The 19,590-nt window shown below is 58.1% G+C and carries 18 protein-coding genes; 15 read left to right on the top strand and 3 right to left on the bottom strand.

The window, feature by feature from the left end; genetic code table 11:
• Positions 1-99: 99 nt before the first annotated feature.
• Positions 100-1,398, bottom strand: coding sequence for a trigger factor (tig, locus tag CE636_RS20960; RefSeq protein WP_004204798.1), 1,299 nt, complete (start codon positions 1,396-1,398; stop codon positions 100-102).
• A 345-nt stretch (positions 1,399-1,743) separates the two neighbouring features.
• Entirely contained in the window at positions 1,744-2,061 is a 318-nt protein-coding gene (gene bolA, locus CE636_RS20945; protein ID WP_002891649.1) for a transcriptional regulator BolA, read from the bottom strand.
• 302 nt (positions 2,062-2,363) lie between these two features.
• Here bolA and CE636_RS20940 point away from each other — a divergent pair, with 302 nt between their 5' ends.
• The 8 genes from CE636_RS20940 to CE636_RS20905 all read left to right on the top strand — a co-directional run bounded on the left by CE636_RS20940 (position 2,364) and on the right by CE636_RS20905 (position 10,306).
• The gene (locus CE636_RS20940; RefSeq protein WP_004204800.1) at positions 2,364-2,942 is read left to right on the top strand and encodes a lipoprotein; all 579 of its coding nucleotides are present in this window, start codon (positions 2,364-2,366) and stop codon (positions 2,940-2,942) included.
• Positions 2,943-2,985: 43 nt separating this feature from the next.
• Positions 2,986-4,461: a muropeptide MFS transporter AmpG gene (gene ampG, locus CE636_RS20935; RefSeq protein WP_017898915.1), complete on the top strand. Its 1,476-nt coding sequence runs from the start codon at positions 2,986-2,988 to the stop codon at positions 4,459-4,461.
• 479 nt (positions 4,462-4,940) lie between these two features.
• A complete protein-coding gene (gene cyoA / locus CE636_RS20930) occupies positions 4,941-5,885 on the top strand; it encodes a cytochrome o ubiquinol oxidase subunit II (RefSeq protein WP_017898916.1) in 945 nt (314 codons plus the stop codon).
• A 19-nt stretch (positions 5,886-5,904) separates the two neighbouring features.
• The gene (cyoB, locus tag CE636_RS20925) at positions 5,905-7,896 is read left to right on the top strand and encodes a cytochrome o ubiquinol oxidase subunit I (protein WP_004204804.1); all 1,992 of its coding nucleotides are present in this window, start codon (positions 5,905-5,907) and stop codon (positions 7,894-7,896) included.
• Complete coding sequence (locus tag CE636_RS20920; RefSeq protein ID WP_002891635.1) at positions 7,886-8,497, top strand: cytochrome o ubiquinol oxidase subunit III; 612 nt, start codon at positions 7,886-7,888, stop codon at positions 8,495-8,497. The genes cyoB and CE636_RS20920 overlap by 11 nt, the downstream gene beginning before the upstream one ends.
• Complete coding sequence (locus tag CE636_RS20915; protein ID WP_017898917.1) at positions 8,497-8,826, top strand: cytochrome o ubiquinol oxidase subunit IV; 330 nt, start codon at positions 8,497-8,499, stop codon at positions 8,824-8,826. The genes CE636_RS20920 and CE636_RS20915 overlap by 1 nt, the downstream gene beginning before the upstream one ends.
• Positions 8,827-8,837: 11 nt before the next feature.
• Positions 8,838-9,725: a heme o synthase gene (gene cyoE, locus CE636_RS20910; RefSeq protein ID WP_002891629.1), complete on the top strand. Its 888-nt coding sequence runs from the start codon at positions 8,838-8,840 to the stop codon at positions 9,723-9,725.
• Positions 9,726-9,973: 248 nt separating this feature from the next.
• Positions 9,974-10,306, top strand: coding sequence for a hypothetical protein (locus tag CE636_RS20905; RefSeq protein ID WP_017898918.1), 333 nt, complete (start codon positions 9,974-9,976; stop codon positions 10,304-10,306).
• A 38-nt stretch (positions 10,307-10,344) separates the two neighbouring features.
• Here CE636_RS20905 and CE636_RS20900 read toward each other — a convergent pair whose 3' ends face one another.
• Positions 10,345-11,103, bottom strand: coding sequence for an IclR family transcriptional regulator domain-containing protein (locus tag CE636_RS20900; protein ID WP_004204808.1), 759 nt, complete (start codon positions 11,101-11,103; stop codon positions 10,345-10,347).
• A gap of 152 nt (positions 11,104-11,255) precedes the next feature.
• On the opposite strand from CE636_RS20900, the gene CE636_RS20895 reads away from it, so the two are divergent.
• The 7 genes from CE636_RS20895 to CE636_RS20865 all read left to right on the top strand — a co-directional run bounded on the left by CE636_RS20895 (position 11,256) and on the right by CE636_RS20865 (position 19,545).
• Entirely contained in the window at positions 11,256-12,077 is an 822-nt protein-coding gene (locus tag CE636_RS20895) for a shikimate dehydrogenase family protein (protein ID WP_017898919.1), read from the top strand.
• Positions 12,074-13,750, top strand: a complete 1,677-nt coding sequence (locus CE636_RS20890; RefSeq protein WP_017898920.1) for an FAD-dependent oxidoreductase — start codon at positions 12,074-12,076, stop codon at positions 13,748-13,750. The genes CE636_RS20895 and CE636_RS20890 overlap by 4 nt, the downstream gene beginning before the upstream one ends.
• Positions 13,751-13,763: 13 nt before the next feature.
• The gene (locus CE636_RS20885; RefSeq protein ID WP_004204812.1) at positions 13,764-14,084 is read left to right on the top strand and encodes an NIPSNAP family protein; all 321 of its coding nucleotides are present in this window, start codon (positions 13,764-13,766) and stop codon (positions 14,082-14,084) included.
• Between the two features lie 10 nt (positions 14,085-14,094).
• Positions 14,095-15,786 carry an FAD-dependent oxidoreductase gene (locus tag CE636_RS20880; protein WP_017898921.1) on the top strand — a complete coding sequence of 564 codons (1,692 nt, stop codon included), beginning with the start codon at positions 14,095-14,097 and terminating at the stop codon, positions 15,784-15,786.
• A 58-nt stretch (positions 15,787-15,844) separates the two neighbouring features.
• Positions 15,845-16,663: a sugar phosphate isomerase/epimerase family protein gene (locus CE636_RS20875; protein ID WP_017898922.1), complete on the top strand. Its 819-nt coding sequence runs from the start codon at positions 15,845-15,847 to the stop codon at positions 16,661-16,663.
• A 10-nt stretch (positions 16,664-16,673) separates the two neighbouring features.
• On the top strand, positions 16,674-18,035 hold the full coding sequence (locus CE636_RS20870; RefSeq protein WP_017898923.1) for an MFS transporter: 1,362 nt from the start codon (positions 16,674-16,676) through the stop codon (positions 18,033-18,035).
• Between the two features lie 331 nt (positions 18,036-18,366).
• The gene (locus CE636_RS20865; protein WP_004204816.1) at positions 18,367-19,545 is read left to right on the top strand and encodes a Gfo/Idh/MocA family protein; all 1,179 of its coding nucleotides are present in this window, start codon (positions 18,367-18,369) and stop codon (positions 19,543-19,545) included.
• The last annotated feature ends 45 nt before the right edge of the window (positions 19,546-19,590 follow it).

The raw sequence follows: 19,590 nt of genomic DNA, 5'->3' as shown, positions 1-19,590 counted from the left end.
GCGTTTTAGCACCGTGCCTGAGGCTATCATTAGCTAAAAAAAAACCCGCCGCCTTTCGGCAACGGGTTTTTGCCCGAACCTTGAACAATCGCGGCGAAATTACGCCTGCTGGTTCATCAGTTCGTTGAAGGAAGTGGCTTTTTCAGACACTTTGGCTTTCGCCAGCACGGCTTCAACAGCCTGCTCTTCCAGCGCCACGTTGCGCATGTTGTCCATCAGCTCTTTGTTCTTGCTGTAGAACTCAACCACTTCTGACGGATCTTCGTAAGCAGAAGCCATCTCTTCGATCAGGCCTTTCACGCGCTCTTCGTCAGCTTTCAGCTCGTTGGTGCGAATCACTTCGCCCAGCAGCAGGCCAACCACTACGCGGCGTTTAGCCTGCTCTTCGAACAGTTCGCGCGGCAGTTCCAGAGCCTGTTTCTCGTTGCCACCGAAACGCTGAGCTGCCTGGCGACGCAGCACGTCGATTTCGCTGTCGATCAGAGCTGCCGGAACGTCGATGTCGTTAGCTTTAACCAGACCTTCGATAGCCTGAGACTTCACGCGGTTACGCACAGCGCCTTTCAGCTCGCGTTCCATGTTTTTACGCACTTCAGCGCGCAGGCCAGCGACGGAACCATCTTCCACGCCGAAACGTTTGATGAATTCTTCGGTCAGCTCCGGCAGTTCACGTTCTTCAACTTTCTTCAGGTTGATAACGAACTTAGCCGCTTTACCTTTCAGGTTTTCTGCGTGGTATTCTTCCGGGAAGGTCACGTCGATGGTGAACTCGTCACCCGCTTTGTGGCCTTTGATACCGTCTTCGAAGCCCGGGATCATGCGACCCTGGCCCATCGCCAGTACGAAGTCAGAAGCTTTGCCGCCTTCGAACTCTTCACCATCTACGGAACCGGTGAAGTCGATGGTTACGCGATCTTCAGCGTCAACCGCGCCTTCTTTTTCTTTCCAGGTTGCCTGCTGCTTGCGCAGGGTTTCCAGCATGGTGTCAACGTCAGCGTCGGTCACTTCAACAACCGGTTTTTCTACTTCGATCGCTTCCAGACCCTGCAGTTCAACTTCCGGATACACTTCGAACTCTACCGCGTAGGTGAAGTCTTCACCCAGTTTGTATTCGCCCGGAACGTAGTTCGGCGCGCCGGCCGGATTGATTTTTTCTTTGATGATCGCGTCAACGAAATGACGGCTCATCAGGTCGCCCAGCACGTCCTGACGAACGGAAGCGCCATAGCGCTGAGCAACAACATTCATCGGCACTTTGCCTTTACGGAAGCCGTCAATGCGAACTTTTTTCGCTACGTTGACCAGCTCGCTTTTGACAGCATTCTCGATGCTGTCAGCGGCGATAGTAATCGTTACACGGCGCCCAAGGCCCTGAGTGGTTTCAACTGAAACTTGCATCTTGTTACCTCAAAAAAATCACAGTGCTCGGTCAACTCTGGAAGCGCGTGTAGGTGGCTTCGCAGAACCGGGATGCCCTCTTCAAATCAGAAACACATTCCCTGTCGTCAGAATCATCCCGAAGACATTCATATATAAGACGCGGCATTATAGCGGCATCACTTTTGTGAGTCGAGAACGGTTGTCGCCTGGTGCTGCGGCATTTTTCACATTTCCCGCTCAATTTTGTCCGCAAAAGCGCTGAGTTTGCGCATTTTCCAGGCAAAACAAAACGGCCCGTAGGCCGTTTTTGCTAAATCTGCAAGCAACATACTGGAAAAGCGCCAGCGGTTGCAAATGGGATTTCTAGGCGATGCTCCCCGCGCCGCGGCACGGCGGCGAGGCGAAAACCGTATCCTGTAGCGCTTCCCATTCTTTAATCGTGTAGGTGTGTAGCGCCAGGGCGTGCACCGTATTCGACAGCTCCTCGGTTAGCGTGCCGTAGATCATACGGTGGCGATTTAGGAAACGCTCGCCAGTGAAGCGATCGCTCACTAACACCACTTTAAAATGACTTTCAGAGCCCGCAGGGACGTTGTGACGATAACTTTCATCCACGACTTCGAGATACATCGGGTCGAACGCTGCTCTAAGTTTTGCTTCGATCTGTTCACGTATCATCATGAATTTTCTCCTCCGACAACGCTGAGATGCCGCCACTCCATTTAAATGTTAGCCGCTTTTACCGCTTCCATTAGGAGAAAACAACAAAAAATTAGCATTGTTCTGATATTTTCATTCAAAAGTATCACGTTTACTGGCTCTGGTCGCCAGATCCGCCGGGGAAAGAGCGATTAACCGTGGCGGGACGCTCAGAAAACCGCCAGGGCGATGGATTTACACGCGTTGCCACTTCCCCTTGCCGTTGGCAATGCTATGATGGCGGTAATTTTCCTTATAACAACACCATGCGTTGAGACCTGAACATGCTTAAGAAGATCCTTTTCCCGTTGGTCGCCATGTTTATGCTGGCAGGATGCGCCACGCCGCCGACCACCATTGAAGTATCGCCGAAAATCACGCTGCCGCAGCAGGATCCTAGCCTGATGGGCGTGACCGTCAGCATCAACGGCGCCGACCAGCGTCCGGACCAGGCGCTGGCGAAAGTGACGCGCGACAACCAACAGGTCACCCTTACCGCCTCCCGCGATCTGCGCTTCCTGCTGCAGGAAGTGCTGGAGAAACAAATGACCGCGCGCGGCTACATGATTGGCCCGAACGGCGCAGTCGATCTGCAGATCATCGTCAACAAACTCTACGCTGACGTCTCCCAGGGCAACGTGCGCTACAACATCGCCACCAAAGCCGATATCGCCATCATCGCCACCGCGGCAAACGGCACGAAGATGACCAAAAACTACCGCGCCAGCTACTCGGTAGAAGGTGCCTTCCAGGCCTCGAACAAAAACATCGCTGATGCCGTCAACAGCGTCCTGACTGATACCATCGCCGATATGGCGCAGGACACCAGCATCCACGATTTCATCAAGCAAAACGCGCGTTAATGCCCCCACGAACCCGGCCTCCGCCGGGTTCGTGCTTTATGCTATGTCCAGTCACTACTTACGCATTTTTCAGCAGCCTAAATCAGCGATTTTGCTGATCCTCGGCTTCGCCTCCGGTCTGCCGCTGGCCCTCACCTCCGGTACCCTGCAGGCCTGGATGACGGTGGAAAACATCGATCTGAAAACGATCGGTTTTTTCTCGCTTGTCGGCCAGGCCTATGTCTTTAAATTCCTCTGGTCCCCGCTGATGGACCGCTACACGCCGCCGTTTCTCGGGCGCCGTCGCGGCTGGTTGGTGACCACCCAGGTCCTGCTTCTGCTGGCCATCGCGGCGATGGGTTTTCTCGAACCTGCCTCCCAGCTGCGCTGGATGGCGGCGCTGGCGGTAGTGATCGCCTTCTGTTCGGCGTCGCAGGATATTGTTTTTGACGCCTGGAAAACCGACGTTCTGCCAGCGGAAGAGCGCGGCGCTGGCGCCGCGATCAGTGTGCTGGGCTATCGCCTCGGGATGCTGGTCTCCGGTGGTCTGGCCCTGTGGATCGCCGACCGCTATCTCGGCTGGCAGGGCATGTACTGGCTGATGGCGGCGCTGCTGGTGCCCTGCATCATCGCCACGCTGCTGGCGCCCGAGCCAAGCGACGTTATCCCGGTTCCCCGGTCGCTGGAGCAGGCGGTAGCTGAACCGCTGCGCGATTTTTTCGGCCGTAACAACGCCTGGCTGATTCTGCTGCTCATCGTTCTTTATAAGCTTGGCGATGCGTTTGCCATGAGTCTGACCACCACCTTTCTCATCCGCGGCGTCGGTTTTGACGCCGGCGAGGTGGGAATGGTGAACAAAACCTTAGGCCTGTTCGCCACCATTCTTGGCGCCCTGTACGGCGGCGTCCTGATGCAGCGATTGACGCTGTTCCGGGCGCTGCTGATCTTCGGTCTGCTGCAGGGGGTTTCCAACGCCGGCTACTGGCTGCTGTCGATTACCGATAAGCACCTCTATTCCATGGCGACCGCGGTATTCTTTGAAAATCTGTGCGGGGGAATGGGGACGGCGGCGTTTGTGGCGCTGCTGATGACGCTGTGCAACAAGTCGTTCTCCGCCACCCAGTTCGCGCTGCTCTCGGCGCTGTCCGCGGTTGGCCGCGTGTACGTCGGGCCGATTGCCGGCTGGTTTGTCGAGGCCCACGGCTGGTCCGCCTTCTATCTCTTCTCCGTGGTCGCGGCGGTGCCGGGGATCGCGCTGCTGCTGCTGTGCCGACAAACGCTCGAGCATACCCAACGCACGGCAAGCTTTATGCCGCGTAGCGAATATCCGCAGGCCTATGCGCTGGCGCTGGGGATCCTGACGCTGGGCTGCCTGCTGCTGGCGGTATGGCTGGGTCTGCTGATCCTCAACGCGCTGGATTATACGTCGTTCAGCTTCCTGTCCGGCCTGCTGGAAGTTGCCGCGCTGACCGCCGTTGGCGGTATTTTGTTCGGCGGCCTGCTCGACTACCTGGCGCTGCGTAAAACCCACCTGATTTAAGGACGCTGCATCATTATTAGCCGTTGTAATTACGAAACGTAATTATAACGGCTTATTAACGCTTTTATATTGCCCGCCGCGCTATTTGTTGTTTTGTGCGTTTTTGTTTTCTGGAAATTATTGACAGTTTTCATTCGATTCTTTAAATAATTTAACCGATTCAGCTACGCCGTTTTTATTTCACGTTTCCACAATGTCTTTTATTTGATAATTAAATGTTAAACAATTGTTCTAATTTTTGGGTGGTTATGCCCATTCGCCGCTAAGTACACCTTTTCTTATCTCTTTCGTTATCGATCCCACGAAAATCAGGCTTTGCAAGCGATTACGTAACACTACGTAACATATGTGACAAACCAAGCAGAAGCCGCTAACACAGAACTGACAGAGATCCAATCATGTTTACAGTAATGCAACCTTACCGTAAAATGCCCATACACTTTAAACGCCACCAGATCCCGTGGAATTGAGGTCGTTCAATGAGACTCAGGAAATACAATAAAAGTTTGGGATGGATGTCATTAATCGCAGGTACTGTATTACTCAGTGGTTGTGATTCTGCACTCCTTGACCCAAAAGGACAGATTGGACTGGAGCAACGCTCTTTGATTCTGACGGCCTTCGGCCTGATGATGATTGTCGTTATTCCGGCCGTCTTGATGGCAGTAGGATTTGCCTGGAAGTATCGCGCGAGCAATAAAGATGCGAAGTATAGCCCGAACTGGTCACACTCCAATAAAGTGGAAGCTGTGGTCTGGACGGTACCTATTCTGATCATCCTGTTCCTGGCCGTTCTGACCTGGAAAACCACTCACGCACTGGAGCCAAGCAAACCGCTTGTCCATGACGAGAAACCAATCACCATCGAAGTCGTATCGATGGACTGGAAATGGTTCTTTATCTATCCGGAACAGGGTATTGCTACCGTTAACGAAATCGCCTTCCCGGCGAACGTACCGGTACACTTCAAAGTGACCTCTAACTCGGTGATGAACTCGTTCTTTATTCCGCGCTTAGGCAGCCAGATCTACGCAATGGCCGGGATGCAGACTCAGCTGCACCTCATTGCTGACGAAGCTGGTACTTATGACGGTATCTCCGCTAGCTACAGTGGCCCGGGCTTCTCTGGTATGAAGTTCAAAGCGATTGCTACCCCGGATCGTGCAACTTTCGATCAGTGGGTTGAAAAAGCGAAACAGTCTCCGAACGCCATGGACTCTATGGCCGCGTTCGAGAAAGTGGCTGTGCCTAGCGAATACAACAAAGTGGAATACTTCTCTAACGTGAAACCGGATCTGTTCAAAGATGTTGTGAACAAATTCATGTCTCACGAGAGCATGAACATGTCCCAACCTGAAGGCGAGCATGCCGCTCACGACGGGATGGAAGGCATGGACATGAGCCACGCGGAAACCGCTCACTAAGGGGCCGAGGAAGAAAACGATGTTCGGAAAACTTACACTGGATGCAGTGCCCTACCACGAACCTATTATCGTGGTAACGGTGGCTGCGATTATCATTGGGGGACTGGCGCTTCTGGCAGCCATCACTTACTTCGGTAAGTGGTCCTACCTATGGAACGAGTGGCTGACCTCTGTCGACCACAAACGTCTCGGTATCATGTACGTTATCGTGGCAATCGTCATGCTGCTGCGTGGCTTTGCTGACGCCATCATGATGCGTAGCCAGCAGGTGCTGGCCTCGGCCGGGGAAGCAGGCTTCCTGCCGCCTCATCACTACGATCAGATCTTTACCGCCCACGGCGTTATCATGATCTTCTTCGTGGCGATGCCGTTCGTTATCGGTCTGATGAACCTGGTAGTTCCGCTTCAGCTCGGCGCACGCGACGTAGCCTTCCCGTTCCTCAACAACCTGAGCTTCTGGTTCACCGTTGTGGGCGTGATTCTGGTTAACCTGTCTCTGGGCGTCGGTGAGTTCGCGCAGACCGGTTGGCTGGCTTATCCGCCGCTGTCGGGAATTGAATACAGTCCTGGCGTAGGGGTCGACTACTGGATTTGGGCGCTGCAGCTCTCCGGTATCGGTACTACCCTGACCGGTATTAACTTCTTCGTGACCATTATCAAGATGCGCGCCCCGGGCATGACCATGTTCAAGATGCCGGTATTCTCCTGGGCATCTCTGTGCGCTAACATCCTGATTATCGCCTCTTTCCCAATTCTGACCGTCACCATCGCGCTGCTGACCCTGGATCGTTACCTGGGCACCCATTTCTTTACCAACGATATGGGTGGCAACATGATGATGTACATCAACCTGATTTGGGCCTGGGGTCACCCGGAAGTGTACATCCTGGTTCTGCCGGTGTTCGGGGTCTTCTCCGAAATCGCCGCGACCTTCTCGCGTAAGCGTCTGTTCGGTTACACCTCTCTGGTGTGGGCAACCGTCTGTATTACCGTTCTGTCGTTCATCGTTTGGCTGCACCACTTCTTCACCATGGGTGCTGGCGCGAACGTAAACGCCTTCTTCGGTATTACCACCATGATTATCGCGATCCCGACCGGGGTTAAGATCTTCAACTGGCTGTTCACCATGTATCAGGGCCGCATCGTCTTCAACTCGGCGATGATGTGGACTATCGGCTTTATCGTCACCTTCTCCGTCGGTGGGATGACCGGTGTGCTGCTGGCGGTACCGGGCGCGGACTTCGTTCTGCACAACAGCCTGTTCCTGATCGCGCACTTCCATAACGTTATCATCGGCGGTGTGGTGTTCGGTTGCTTCGCCGGTCTGACCTACTGGTGGCCGAAAGCCTTTGGCTTCACCCTGAACGAAACCTGGGGCAAACGCGCTTTCTGGTTCTGGATCATCGGCTTCTTCGTGGCGTTTATGCCGCTGTACGTGCTGGGCTTCATGGGGATGACCCGTCGTCTGAGCCAGCAGATCGATCCGCAGTTCCACCCGATGCTGGTTGTTGCAGCTTGCGGTGCGGCGCTGATCGCCTGCGGTATCCTGTGCCAGCTGATTCAGTTCTACGTCTCTATTCGCGACCGCGATCAGAACCGTGACCTGACCGGTGACCCATGGGGTGGCCGTACGCTGGAGTGGGCAACCTCTTCTCCACCGCCGTTCTACAACTTCGCTATCGTTCCTCAGGTTCACGAGCGTGACGCCTTCTGGGAAATGAAAGAGAAAGGTGAAGCGTACAAACAGCCTGCTCACTATGAAGAAATTCATATGCCGAAGAACAGCGGCGCCGGCATCGTCATTGCCGCCTTCGCGACGGTATTTGGTTTCGCCATGATCTGGCATATCTGGTGGATGGCGATCGCCAGCTTCATCGGCATCGTAGCGACCTGGATTATTAAGAGCTTTGACGAGGACGTGGATTACTACGTACCGGTTGCAGAAGTCGAAAAACTGGAAAAACAGCATTTCGATGAGATTAACAAAGCAGGGCTGAAAAATGGCAACTGATACTCTTGCGCATACTGCCCACGCGCATGAACACGGGCACCATGATACAGGACCGATGAAGGTATTCGGTTTCTGGATCTACCTGATGAGCGACTGCATTATCTTCGCTACGCTGTTTGCTACCTATGCCGTTCTGGTGAACGGCACAGCCGGCGGACCAACTGGCAAAGATATTTTCGAACTGCCGTTCGTTCTGGTTGAAACCGCACTGCTGCTGTTCAGCTCCATCACCTACGGCATGGCGGCTATCGCCATGTACAAAAACAACAAGAGCCAGGTGGTTTCCTGGCTGGCGTTGACCTGGTTGTTTGGCGCCGGATTTATCGGGATGGAAATCTATGAATTCCATCACCTGATCATGGAAGGCTTTGGTCCGGATCGTAGTGGCTTCCTGTCCGCGTTCTTCGCGCTGGTCGGCACCCACGGTCTGCACGTGACCTCCGGTCTTATCTGGATGGCGGTGCTGATGTTCCAGGTTTCACGTCGTGGCCTGACCAGCACTAACCGCACCCGTATCCTGTGCCTGAGCCTGTTCTGGCACTTCCTGGACGTGGTGTGGATCTGCGTGTTCTCGGTTGTCTATCTGATGGGGGCGATGTAATGAGTCATTCTACCGATCATAGCGGCGCTTCTCACGGCAGCATGAAGAGCTACATGACAGGATTTATCCTGTCCATCATCCTGACGGTCATTCCGTTCGCCATGGTGATGAGTGGCTCCGCCTCGCATGCGGTTATCCTTGGCACCATTCTGGTGACCGCTGTGGTGCAGATCGTGGTACACCTCGTGTACTTCCTGCATATGAACAGCAAGTCCGATGAAGGCTGGAACCTGACCGCATTTATCTTCACCGTAATCATCATTGCGATCGTGGTTGTCGGCTCCATCTGGATTATGTGGAACCTGAACTACAACATGATGATGCACTAAGAGCGGCGAGTATGTTTAAGCAATACCTGCAAGTTACGAAACCAGGCATTATTTTTGGCAACCTGATCTCCGTGATCGGCGGTTTCCTGCTGGCCTCCAAAGGCCACATCGACTATCCGCTGTTCGTCTGGACGCTCCTTGGAGTATCCCTGGTGGTCGCCTCGGGTTGTGTATTCAACAACTACATCGACCGGGACATCGATCGTAAGATGGAACGGACGAAAAACCGGGTGCTGGTCAAAGGGCTGATCTCGCCAGAAGCTTCGCTGGTGTACGCCACCTTGCTGGGTATTGCTGGCTTTATGCTGCTGTGGTTCGGCGCAAATCCGCTGGCCTGCTGGCTGGGGGTGATGGGGTTCGTGGTTTATGTCGGCGTCTACAGCCTGTACATGAAACGCCACTCCGTCTATGGCACGCTGATTGGCTCACTCTCCGGCGCAGCGCCGCCGGTGATTGGCTACTGCGCAGTGACCGGTGATTTCGACAGCGGTGCGGCTATCCTGTTGGCTATCTTTAGCCTGTGGCAGATGCCTCACTCCTACGCCATCGCGATTTTCCGCTTCAAGGATTATCAGGCGGCGAATATTCCGGTGCTGCCGGTAGTGAAAGGTATATCGGTCGCCAAAAACCATATTACGCTGTACATCGTCGCCTTTGCCGTTGCGACCCTGATGCTCTCGCTGGGGGGCTATGCCGGGTACAAATACCTGGTCGTAGCGGCAGCAGTCAGCGTCTGGTGGCTAGGCATGGCGCTGCGCGGCTACAAAGTGGCAGATGATAAAGTCTGGGCGCGTAAGCTCTTCGTCTTTTCCATCGTCGCCATCACTGCGCTGTCCGTGATGATGTCCGTTGACTTTATGGTGCCGGATTCACATAGTCTGCTGGCTTATGTGAGATAATCACCCGCTCCAGTATGATATAAAGCCCCGTTTTTACGGGGCTTTTTCTTTTCTGTTTCATGTCTTTTTCCTTTCTCAATTCATACTTCCCTCCCCTCCCCCACACCGTTTTCGTAGCTACCCGCTAATAAATGAGGAAAAAATGAGCTTATACCAGCTCGACGTCGCTCGCCCCGTTCAGCTCTACGGTGCTACCTTTCGCCTCGGGCTTACGCCCGTTTTGGAAATATTCAATACAAGGAATTGCAATGAAAGAGTTAACACTGAACGAAATGGACTACATCTCCGGCGGCTTTAACCTGTTCGGCGCGGCCAGCGGCTTCGCCAGCTTCGTCGCCAACTCGGGCATCGGTTTCACCTCATTTGTCCTCACCTCTGGCAACGCATTCGCCTCGTTCGTCTGCGACAGCACAATGGCGTTTGGTTCCTTCCTGACCGGTCAGTCAAATTGGGAAACCTTTGTGACCGCCGGTAAGGATAACTGGGGAAGCTTCGTCAATACCGCCGGCAACAGCTGGAACACCTTTGTCGATAACGCCGCCAGCGACTGGAGCAGTTTCCTGAACAAAGCATCAGCCTAAGCGACATCTTGCCGAGGGCAGCGCATCGGCTGCCCTGTTTACCCCACCAGCATCGCCTGCGCGCTGTAGAGCAGATCGAGATGATCACGGCATAACGCTTCCAGCGAGGTCCGCGATTGATGGCTGGTCAGACTTAGCGCTCCCCACCAGGTTCCTTCCCTGTCGGTTAACGGTACCGCCAGCACCAGCATGCCAATCTCAAACTCCTGTTCAATGGTGGCGTATCCCTGACGCCGCACCTGAGCGATTTTCTCCATCAGCGGCGCGACGTCGGTCACCGTATAGGGCGTGCGTTGTTCCCGGGTAATGCGCTGCAGAACCGCTTCACACTCTGCTTCCGGCAGCGAAGCCAGCCATAATCGCCCCCCGGCGGTACAGAAGATGGGCACCCGCTCCCCTAACCGAACCGACGTGGAGTTAAACGGCGTATGCCGGCTGCGGGCGATATAGACCAGCTCATCTTCATCCACCACCCCCACCGAGGCGTGCTCTTCGGTCCGGCTGGCGATGTATTCGACAATCGGTCGCACCATGCGTGGAAACTGCGCCGAATCAACATAGGCCTGGCCAAGCCGCAGGGTCTTCGGGGTAAGCCAGTAATAGCGCCCATCGGTTTGCAAATAACGATCATGCAGCAGCGTCAACAAAAAACGTCGTGCCGCGCTTTGCGTCAGACCGCTCATTTTCGCCGCCTGGGCAACAGTGAGCTTTGGGCAGTTTTTGGAAAAAAGCTGGATCAACGCCAACCCTTTTTGTAAACCGACGATCAGATCGCGTGGATGAATGGTGTTTTGCATATTCGCTCACATTTTTGCAACATCATTATCGATTTCCTGCGATTATCGCAGCGATGGTGCGATTAACAACCAACATGTCCGAATTCTGCGTTGTCGCTCCCAGCTTCCGCTGAAATACTTTCACAACATTCATTTAACAAATGAGGTTTGAAATGGTCAGTGGAACTACCCAGGTTGTCGCCGTGATTGGTCATCCGATCGCCCAGGTGAAATCACCGGATAACTTCAACCGCTACTTTGCCGAACAGCACATGGACAGCGTCATGATCCCGGTGGATATCGTCCCGGACGCGGTGGCCGCCTACCTCAACGCCCTGCGCGGCTGGCAGAACATGAGCGGCGTGCTGGTGACGGTACCGCATAAACAACGCGCCGCCGCGCTGGTCGACGAGCTTACGCCGCGCGCTCGCCGACTCAACGCCATCAATGTGATCCGCAAGCTGGCGGATGGCCGGTTACAGGGCGATATGCTGGACGGCGTCGGATTTCAGCTTGCCGCCGAGGCACAGGGTTTTCAGCCGGCAGGTAAGCAGGCGCTGCTCTCCGGTTGCGGCGGCGTCGGCAGCGCCATCGCCTGGGGATTGTGCGAGGCGGGGATCCGCCAACTGGCTCTGTACGATCAAAACCCGGCCACCCGGCAACGCCTGCACGATCTTCTGACCGAGGCCTTTCCGGCGGTGCAACTGAGCACGCTGCCGGACAGCCTGCACGGTGTCGATCTGCTGATCAACGGCTCGCCGGCCGGCATGGCCGGGTTTGATGCACTGCCCCTACCCCAGGCGCTGCTGGAGACGCTCGACAGCGCCACCCACGTGGCCGACGTTGTCACCGCCCCGGTGATGACGCCGTTGCTCACCTTCGCCGCCGCCCGCGGCTGCCGGGTACAGACTGGGCCGGAAATGGCGCTGGCGCAGATGACGCTGATGGGCCAGTTTATCGGCGCCATCCCGTCGGCGCAGGGAGCGGCGGCATGAAAAGCTGGGATGTGATCGTCATCGGCAGTGGCGCCGCTGGCTTTGCCGCCGCGGTCACCGCCAGCTGCAAAGGGCTGTCGGTGCTGATGCTGGAGAAAGCCGGTGAGTTCGGCGGCACCTCGGCCATCTCCGGCGGCGCCGTGTGGCTGCACGATACCGACCAGGCGCGCGCCGAGGGCAAAAGCGGTAGCGCCGAAGCGATCAAAACCTATCTACGAACCATTATCGGCGAGGCCCACTACCGCGAAGATATCGCCGAGGCGTTTGTCCGCGCCGGGCGAGAGGCCCTCTCCTTTCTGGAGCGCGAGGGGGCGGTGAAATATAGCCTGCGCCCGCTCTCACCCGATTACTATCCGGATGAGCCCGGCGCCGTCGACGTCGGTCGGGCGCTGGAGGTGGTCGAGTATGACGGCCGTGAACTGGGGGACGCGTTTCGCGACCTGCGCTCGCCTCCGCCGGGGATGCTGCTGTTTGGCGGGATGATGGTCAACCGCGTCGACATTCAACATTTTCTCGATATGCGTCGCTCGCTGCGCTCCCTGGCCCATTGCACCCGGCTGCTGCTGCGCTACGCCCGCGACCGGGTGAAATATCCTCGCGGCACCCGCCTGGCGATGGGCAATGCGCTGATTGCCCGCATGGCGACCACGGCGCTGCGTAAAGGCATGAGCCTTCGGCTGAATGTCAATGTGCTGGCGCTGTGCGAATCGCAAGGCGCGGTCACCGGGGTAGAGATTGACTATCAGGGGCAAAAAGAGACGCTACACGCCCGCCGTGGGGTGGTGCTAGCCGCAGGCGGCTTTGCCGCTGGCGCGCTGGCGGCGCGCTATCGGCCTCACACCCGAGAGCACTTCACCATGTCGCCGCCAGCCAATGATGGCGCTGCGCTGCGTCTTGCGGCGGCACTTAACGCTCGCGAGGGAGCCGATCGCGCGTCCAACTTTTTCTGGGCGCCGGTATCGGTGCTGACCCGGGCCGACGGTAGCGAGGAGCGCTTCCCCCACCTGGTGACCGACCGGGCCAAGCCGGGCGTGATTGCCGTCAATCAGCAAGCGGTACGCTTCGTTAACGAGTCCAGCTCCTATCACCATTTTGCCAGCGCGATGCAGCGTGCAGCGGAGAATGCCCCCTGCTTTTTACTGTGCGACGCGCAGGCGATGAAGCGTTACGGCCTCGGGCTGGCGCGCCCGGCGCCGGTGAACAATGACGCCCTGATCGCCGCTGGCTATCTGCATAGAGCCGATACCCTGGCCGCGCTGGCGCAGCAGCTTGGGCTGGATGCCCACGCCCTGAGCGAGACGGTCGCCCGCTACAATCGTGACGCCGCGCAGGGTGTGGACCGTGAGTTTGCCAAAGGCGGCAACAGCTATAACCGGGCGATGGGCGATCCGGGCCGTCATCCTGACGCCTGCAACGCTCCCCTGCTCAGCGCGCCGTTCTATGCCATCAAACTCTATACCGGCGATCTGGGGACTTCTCGAGGTCTGGTCACCACCGCCGATGCCCAGGTCGTCAACGCTGAAGGCAACCCCATTGCGGGTCTGTACGCGGTGGGAAACGACATGGATTCGCTGATGGCCGGCACCTACCCGGGTCCCGGCATCACCCTTGGCCCGGGGCTGACGTTTGGCTACCTCGCCGCCTGCCATCTGGCGCAACCCGCCACCCACTAATCAGGAAAACATCATGATCTACGAAAAACGCACCTACACCATCAATCCGCTGAAAATGGCCGACTGGCTGGCGCTGTACCAAAGCGATGCCCTGGCGGTGCAAACTGACCATCTTGGCAAACTGATCGGCTTCTTTTTTACCGAGATCGGCGTGGTCAATCAGGTAGTGCACATCTGGGCTTACGAAAGCCTGGACGATCGCCTGGTACGCCGCGCACGGATGGCCCAGGACGAGCGCTGGCAGACCTTCTCGCGGAAAAACCGCGAACTGGCCGCCGTGGAGCGCCTCGAATCGGTGCTGATGCGCCCCACCGCTTTTTCACCATTGCAATAAGGAGTCCATCATGAGCGGGCCTGTGAAGGTGGATGTGCTGGTGGTCGGATCCGGCGCGGCGGGACTCTCTGCCGCGGTCACCGCGGCAGTGCACGGCGCCAGCGTCATGGTGGCGGAGAAAGCGTCAGTGCTCGGCGGGACCAGCGCCTGGTCCGGCGGCTGGCTGTGGATCCCCCGCAACCCGCTGGCGCGAGCGGAGGGCATCGACGAAGCGGCCGATGCCCCGCTGACCTATCTGCAGCATGAGATGGGGGGAGAAGCCGCCGACGAACGGCTGCAGACCTTCCTGCATTACGGACCGGAAATGGTGGATTTTTTTCATCAACGGACGGCGGTGAAGTTTCTGTCGGGCAGCACCATGCCGGACTTTCACGCGTCGCCGGGCGCGGCGAACGGTGGGCGGTCGGTCACCGCTCAGCCCTACGATGGCCGCCTGCTCGGCGACTGGCTCCACCGACTGCGCCCGCCGCTGGAGACCATCAGTCTTGCCGGGATGGGCATCGCCGGCGGCGCGGACATGGCGCATTTTTTCAACGCTACCCGCTCGCCGCGCTCTGCGCTGTATGCCGCCCGCCGCCTGCTGCGCCACGGCTGGCAGCGGCTGCGCGCCGGACGAGGGCTGCATCTGGTCAATGGCAATGCGCTGGTCGCCCGTCTGCTGCGATCCGCCCTCGACGCCGGGGTGCGCTTTCAGCTCAACGCCCCGGCGGTCAGACTGCTGCAGGGTCCGCAGGGAGTGTCCGGTGCAGTGCTGCGTAGCGACGGCGGGGAGATACTCGTCGAAGCGGGCGCCGTGGTGCTGGCCTGCGGCGGTTTTCCCCACGATCGGCAGCGCCTGGCGCAGGTGGTGCCTCATGCCGCGGAGGGTTACGGCCATTTCTCCGCCGCGCCGCCTGACAATCAGGGCGAGGGGATCCGCCTTGGCGAATCCGCCGGCGGCCAGTTCGATACCCGCCTGCGCCACCCGCTGGCCTGGGCGCCGGTGTCCCGCGTCACCCTCGCCAGCGGCCAGCAGCTGATGTTTCCCCATCTGGTGGAACGCGCCAAGCCCGGGGTGATCGCCGTCCTGCCTAACGGCAAACGCTTTGTTAACGAGGCCGACTCCTATCACGACTTTATCGCCGCCCTGCTGGCGGCGACGCCCGCGGGCGACACGCCGCAGGCCTGGCTGCTGGCCGATCGGCGCGCGCTGCGCCGCTATGGCCTGGGCCACGCCAGGCCCTTTCCATTCTCCCCTACCGCCTGGCTGCGTACCGGCTATCTGCGGCGAGGAAACACCCTTGCCGAGCTGGCGAAGCGGTGCGCCATCGATACCGATGCGCTGGCGGAAACCGTTGCACGCTTTAACCATTTTGCCAGCACCGGTGAAGACATCGATTTTCACCGCGGCGCATCGGCCTATAACCGCGCGCAGGGTGACCATCAGGTGACGCTCGGACCGCTGCGCGAAGGGCCGTTCTACGCGGTGCGCATTCTGCCCGGCTCGCTGGGCACCTTTAGCGGGTTACAAACCGACGAGCACGCTCGGGTGTTGGATGGGCAGCAGCAGCCGATACCGGGCCTGTTCGCCATCGGCAACGACATGTCGAGCGTGATGCGCGGCTATTACCCCAGCGGAGGGATCACCCTCGGGCCGGCTATGACCTTCGGCTACCTGGTGGGCAAAAATCTGGCGGCAAACACAATAAAAACAAAGCAATAAAAACCAGGGACGGCAATACCCCTGGCTAACTTCACCTGCAACTGTACCGGAGCCCTTTATGAACATGCGTACCCTATCGCTCGCCGCGCTGAGCCTGCTCGATGTCCCTCCCCCCGAACAGGTGCGGATAGCGGCCAGAACCGGTTTTACCCACGTGGGACTGCGGCTGCTGCCCGCCACACCCGCCGACCCGGACTACGACATGCTGGGCGATACCCCCGCCGTCCGCGCGACCCTGGTCGCGCTGATGGAAACCGGCATCCGCGTCTCGGACGTGGAGATCGTCCGCCTCAGCCCGGGGTTTACCCTCGACGATCGGCTGCAGCGCTTTATGGAGACCGCCGCGCGGCTTGGCGCCGGACAGGTGTTAGTCGCCGGGAATGACGACAACCTGCAGCGCAGCGCCGACAACCTGGCCACTCTCGCCGCAGCCGGTCGCTCATTTGGCCTGACCATGAACCTTGAGCCGATGCCCTGGACCCAGCTGCGCACGATCGCCGATGCGCAGGCGCTGATCGCCGCCAGCGGGCGGGAAGATATCGGCATCCTGGTGGACGCCCTTCATTTCTGGCGCGCGGGGGAATCGCTCGCCGCCCTCTCCAGCCTGCCCGCGCATCATCTGAACTATATGCAACTCTGCGATGGCGCGGCGCAGCGGCCGGAAAGCGAGCAGGAGCTCATCCGCCAGGCCCGCTCAGCGCGCAACGTGCCTGGGGAAGGCGGTCTGGATCTGCACGGTCTGATGGCGGCACTGCCGGCAACGCTACCGGTCTCCCTCGAAGTGCCGCTGGACGGTGAGCAGGGCGCCCTGCCGCCCCTCCAGCGGGCGCAATTACTGTTCAATGCCGCGCAGCCCTACCTGCGCTCCTGCGCATAAGGAATACGCTATGACACAGACTCAACGCCTGGATGTCAGAGAGTTAATTAACCGTAATCCTCTGAGCCGCTTTCAAAAGCAGATTATTTTTCTCGGCTTTTGCGTTATCGCTCTTGATGGGTTTGATATCGCGATCATGGGCTTTATCGCCCCGACGCTGAAGCTGGAGTGGGGGGTAAGCAACCACCAGTTGGGCCTGGTGATTAGCGCCGCGCTGATCGGCCTCGCGCTGGGCGCGATTTTCTCTGGCCCGCTCGCCGACTGGCTGGGACGCAAGAAGATCATCATCAACAGCGTCTTCTTCTTCGGCTTCTGGACCATCGCCACCGCCTTCTCGCACAACATTGAGCAGATGATGTTCTTCCGCTTTATGACCGGCCTCGGACTGGGCGCCGCGATGCCGAACATCGGGACGCTGGTGTCGGAATACGCTCCGGAACGCCAGCGCTCATTTATTATTACCGTCATCTTCTGCGGCTTCACCTTCGGCGCGGCGGCCGGAGGATTTACCGCGTCATGGCTGATCCCGCAGTTTGGCTGGCACTCGCTGATGGCGCTCGGCGGCATTCTGCCGCTGCTGTTTGCCCCCCTGCTTATCTGGCGGCTGCCGGAATCGGTTCGTTTTCTGGTGATCAAACAAGCGCCCGCGGCGCGCATTCGCGCCATCCTCAATCGTCTTTATCCCGGACAAATCAGCGACAACGTGACGTTTATCCTGCCGGCGCAGCCGGCGGCCGGGAATGCGATGCGCATTGTGCTCTCCCGCCAGTATGGCTTTGGCTCGCTGATGCTATGGCTGGTCTACTTTATGGGGCTGTTCCTCGTCTATATTCTCGGCAGCTGGCTGCCAACGCTGGTTAAGGAGGTCGGGCTTACCGTCAGCCAGGCGGCCGTCATGACGGCCATCTACCAGGCGGGAGGTACCCTCGGCTCGCTGTTTGCCGGCTGGCTGATGGACCGCATCAATCCCCATCGCGCGCTGGGGATGATCTACGCCGTCGGCGGCCTGTTTACCATGGCGATGGGCTACGCGGCGGGCAGCTTTGCCCTGCTCTGTATGCTGGCGTTTATCAGCGGCGCCTGCCTGAACGGCGCCAATACCGGCATGAACGCCCTCTCCGCCCGTTACTACCCCACGCAGGCGCGAGCGACGGGATCCAGCTGGATGCACGGCGTCGGGCGGATCGGCGCGATCCTCAGCGCCTTTGCTGGCGCTGAGATGATGGCGCTCAACCTGCCCTTCGAAAGCGTCTTTTTGATCCTCGGCATCCCGGCAGCCCTCACCGTCGCAGGCCTGGCGGCGAAGGGTATCTTTGCGGCCGGTAATCCTCCCGCCGCTTCGCCAGCCCCCGCATCTGTGCGCGGAGCGTAATGTCGTCGTCTTCCTCCGGTGCAATCTGCGGATTGCACCGCACGTTGAGGTTAAAAAGAAAATTTATTTCATCTTGCTCTGTAACGAAAAGCATTCCGCCACATTCCGGCCTGTACCCGTCGCCGTTGATTCCCCTCTCCTTTTCAACCCAGCGGAAAATAAACTTCTGCTTATTCGATCCCCTTCGCATATATGAAAAATAAATTCCACAATACAATTGAAACAGAACAAACATTTCCTTAAGTTTAGGTCAGTCTATCCGGATGCGCGTTGCCGCAGGCGTCGGCATTGAGCGCCTCAGAGTGCGAATGATTTCAAAAAGGAGAGCACCATGTTAAACGGTCTGAAACCCTTATCCCGTTCCCTGCGTTGGGGCATGGTCGGCGGCGGGGGAACCAGCCAGATCGGCTACAGCCACCGCTGTGCGGCGCTGCGTGACAATGTTTACACCCTACTGGCCGGCGCGCTTGACGTCGATGCCGAGCGCGGGCGCGCGTTCGGTGAGCAACTGGGCATCGCGCCGGAGCGCTGCTACGCCGACTACCAGACCCTGTTTCGTGAAGAGGCGCAGCGCCCTGACGGCATCGAGGTCGTCTCGGTCACCACCCCGAATAATACCCATTTCGCCATCACCAAAGCGGCGCTGGAAGCGGGCCTCCATGTCATCTGTGAAAAGCCCCTCTGTTTTACCGCCGAAGAGGCGCGCGAACTGGTGGACCTGAGTAAAAAACAGAACAAAATCGTCGGCGTCACCTACGGCTATGCCGGCTATCAGATGATCCAGCAGGCGCGGCAGATGATTGCCGATGGACTGCTCGGCGAGATCCGCATCGTCAATATGCAGTTCGCCCACGGCTTTCATAACCAGGCCGTCGAGCTGCAGGCAGAATCCACCCGCTGGCGCGTGACGCCGAAGTTCGCCGGGCCCAGCTATGTGCTGGGAGATTTGGCCACCCATCCGCTGTTTGTCGCCGAAACCATGGCGCCACAGCTCAATATCAAACGGCTGATGTGCTCCCGCCAGAGCTTTGTTCCCTCTCGCGCGCCGCTGGAAGATAACGCCTTTGTCCTGATGGAATATGACAACGGCGCGGTTGGCTCGATGTGGACCAGCGCGGTGAACAGCGGCGCCATGCACTCGCAAAAAGTACGCATCGTCGGCGAAAAAGCGAGTATCGAATGGTGGGATGAGCATCCTAACCAGCTCAGCTATGAGGTGCAGGGCGAGCCGGCGCGCATTCTGGAACGCGGGATGCCCTACCTGAGCGCAAACGCGCTGGCGGACGATCGCATCGGCGGCGGTCATCCGGAAGGGCTGTTTGAAGCCTGGGCCAACCTCTATCGCCGCTATGCGCAGGCGATTGACGCTACGGACCGTGACGATCGCGCCTTCCTGCAAGACTTCTGGTATCCGGACGTCGAAGCCGGTCTGCACGGCGTCTATTGGGTCGAGCAATGCGTCAAATCGGCTGATGCCGGCAGCCAGTGGGTTGACTTTACTTTACCTTAATTTTCCCCCTCGCCAGTGGAGTCCTCCTCCACTGGTTTATTGATT

Origin of the sequence: Klebsiella sp. LY (genome assembly GCF_004010915.1) — a bacterium.
Lineage (GTDB): Bacteria > Pseudomonadota > Gammaproteobacteria > Enterobacterales > Enterobacteriaceae > Klebsiella > Klebsiella quasipneumoniae.
Note: the sequence above shows the minus strand (reverse complement) of the source record. Positions and strands in the feature narration are given on the sequence as shown.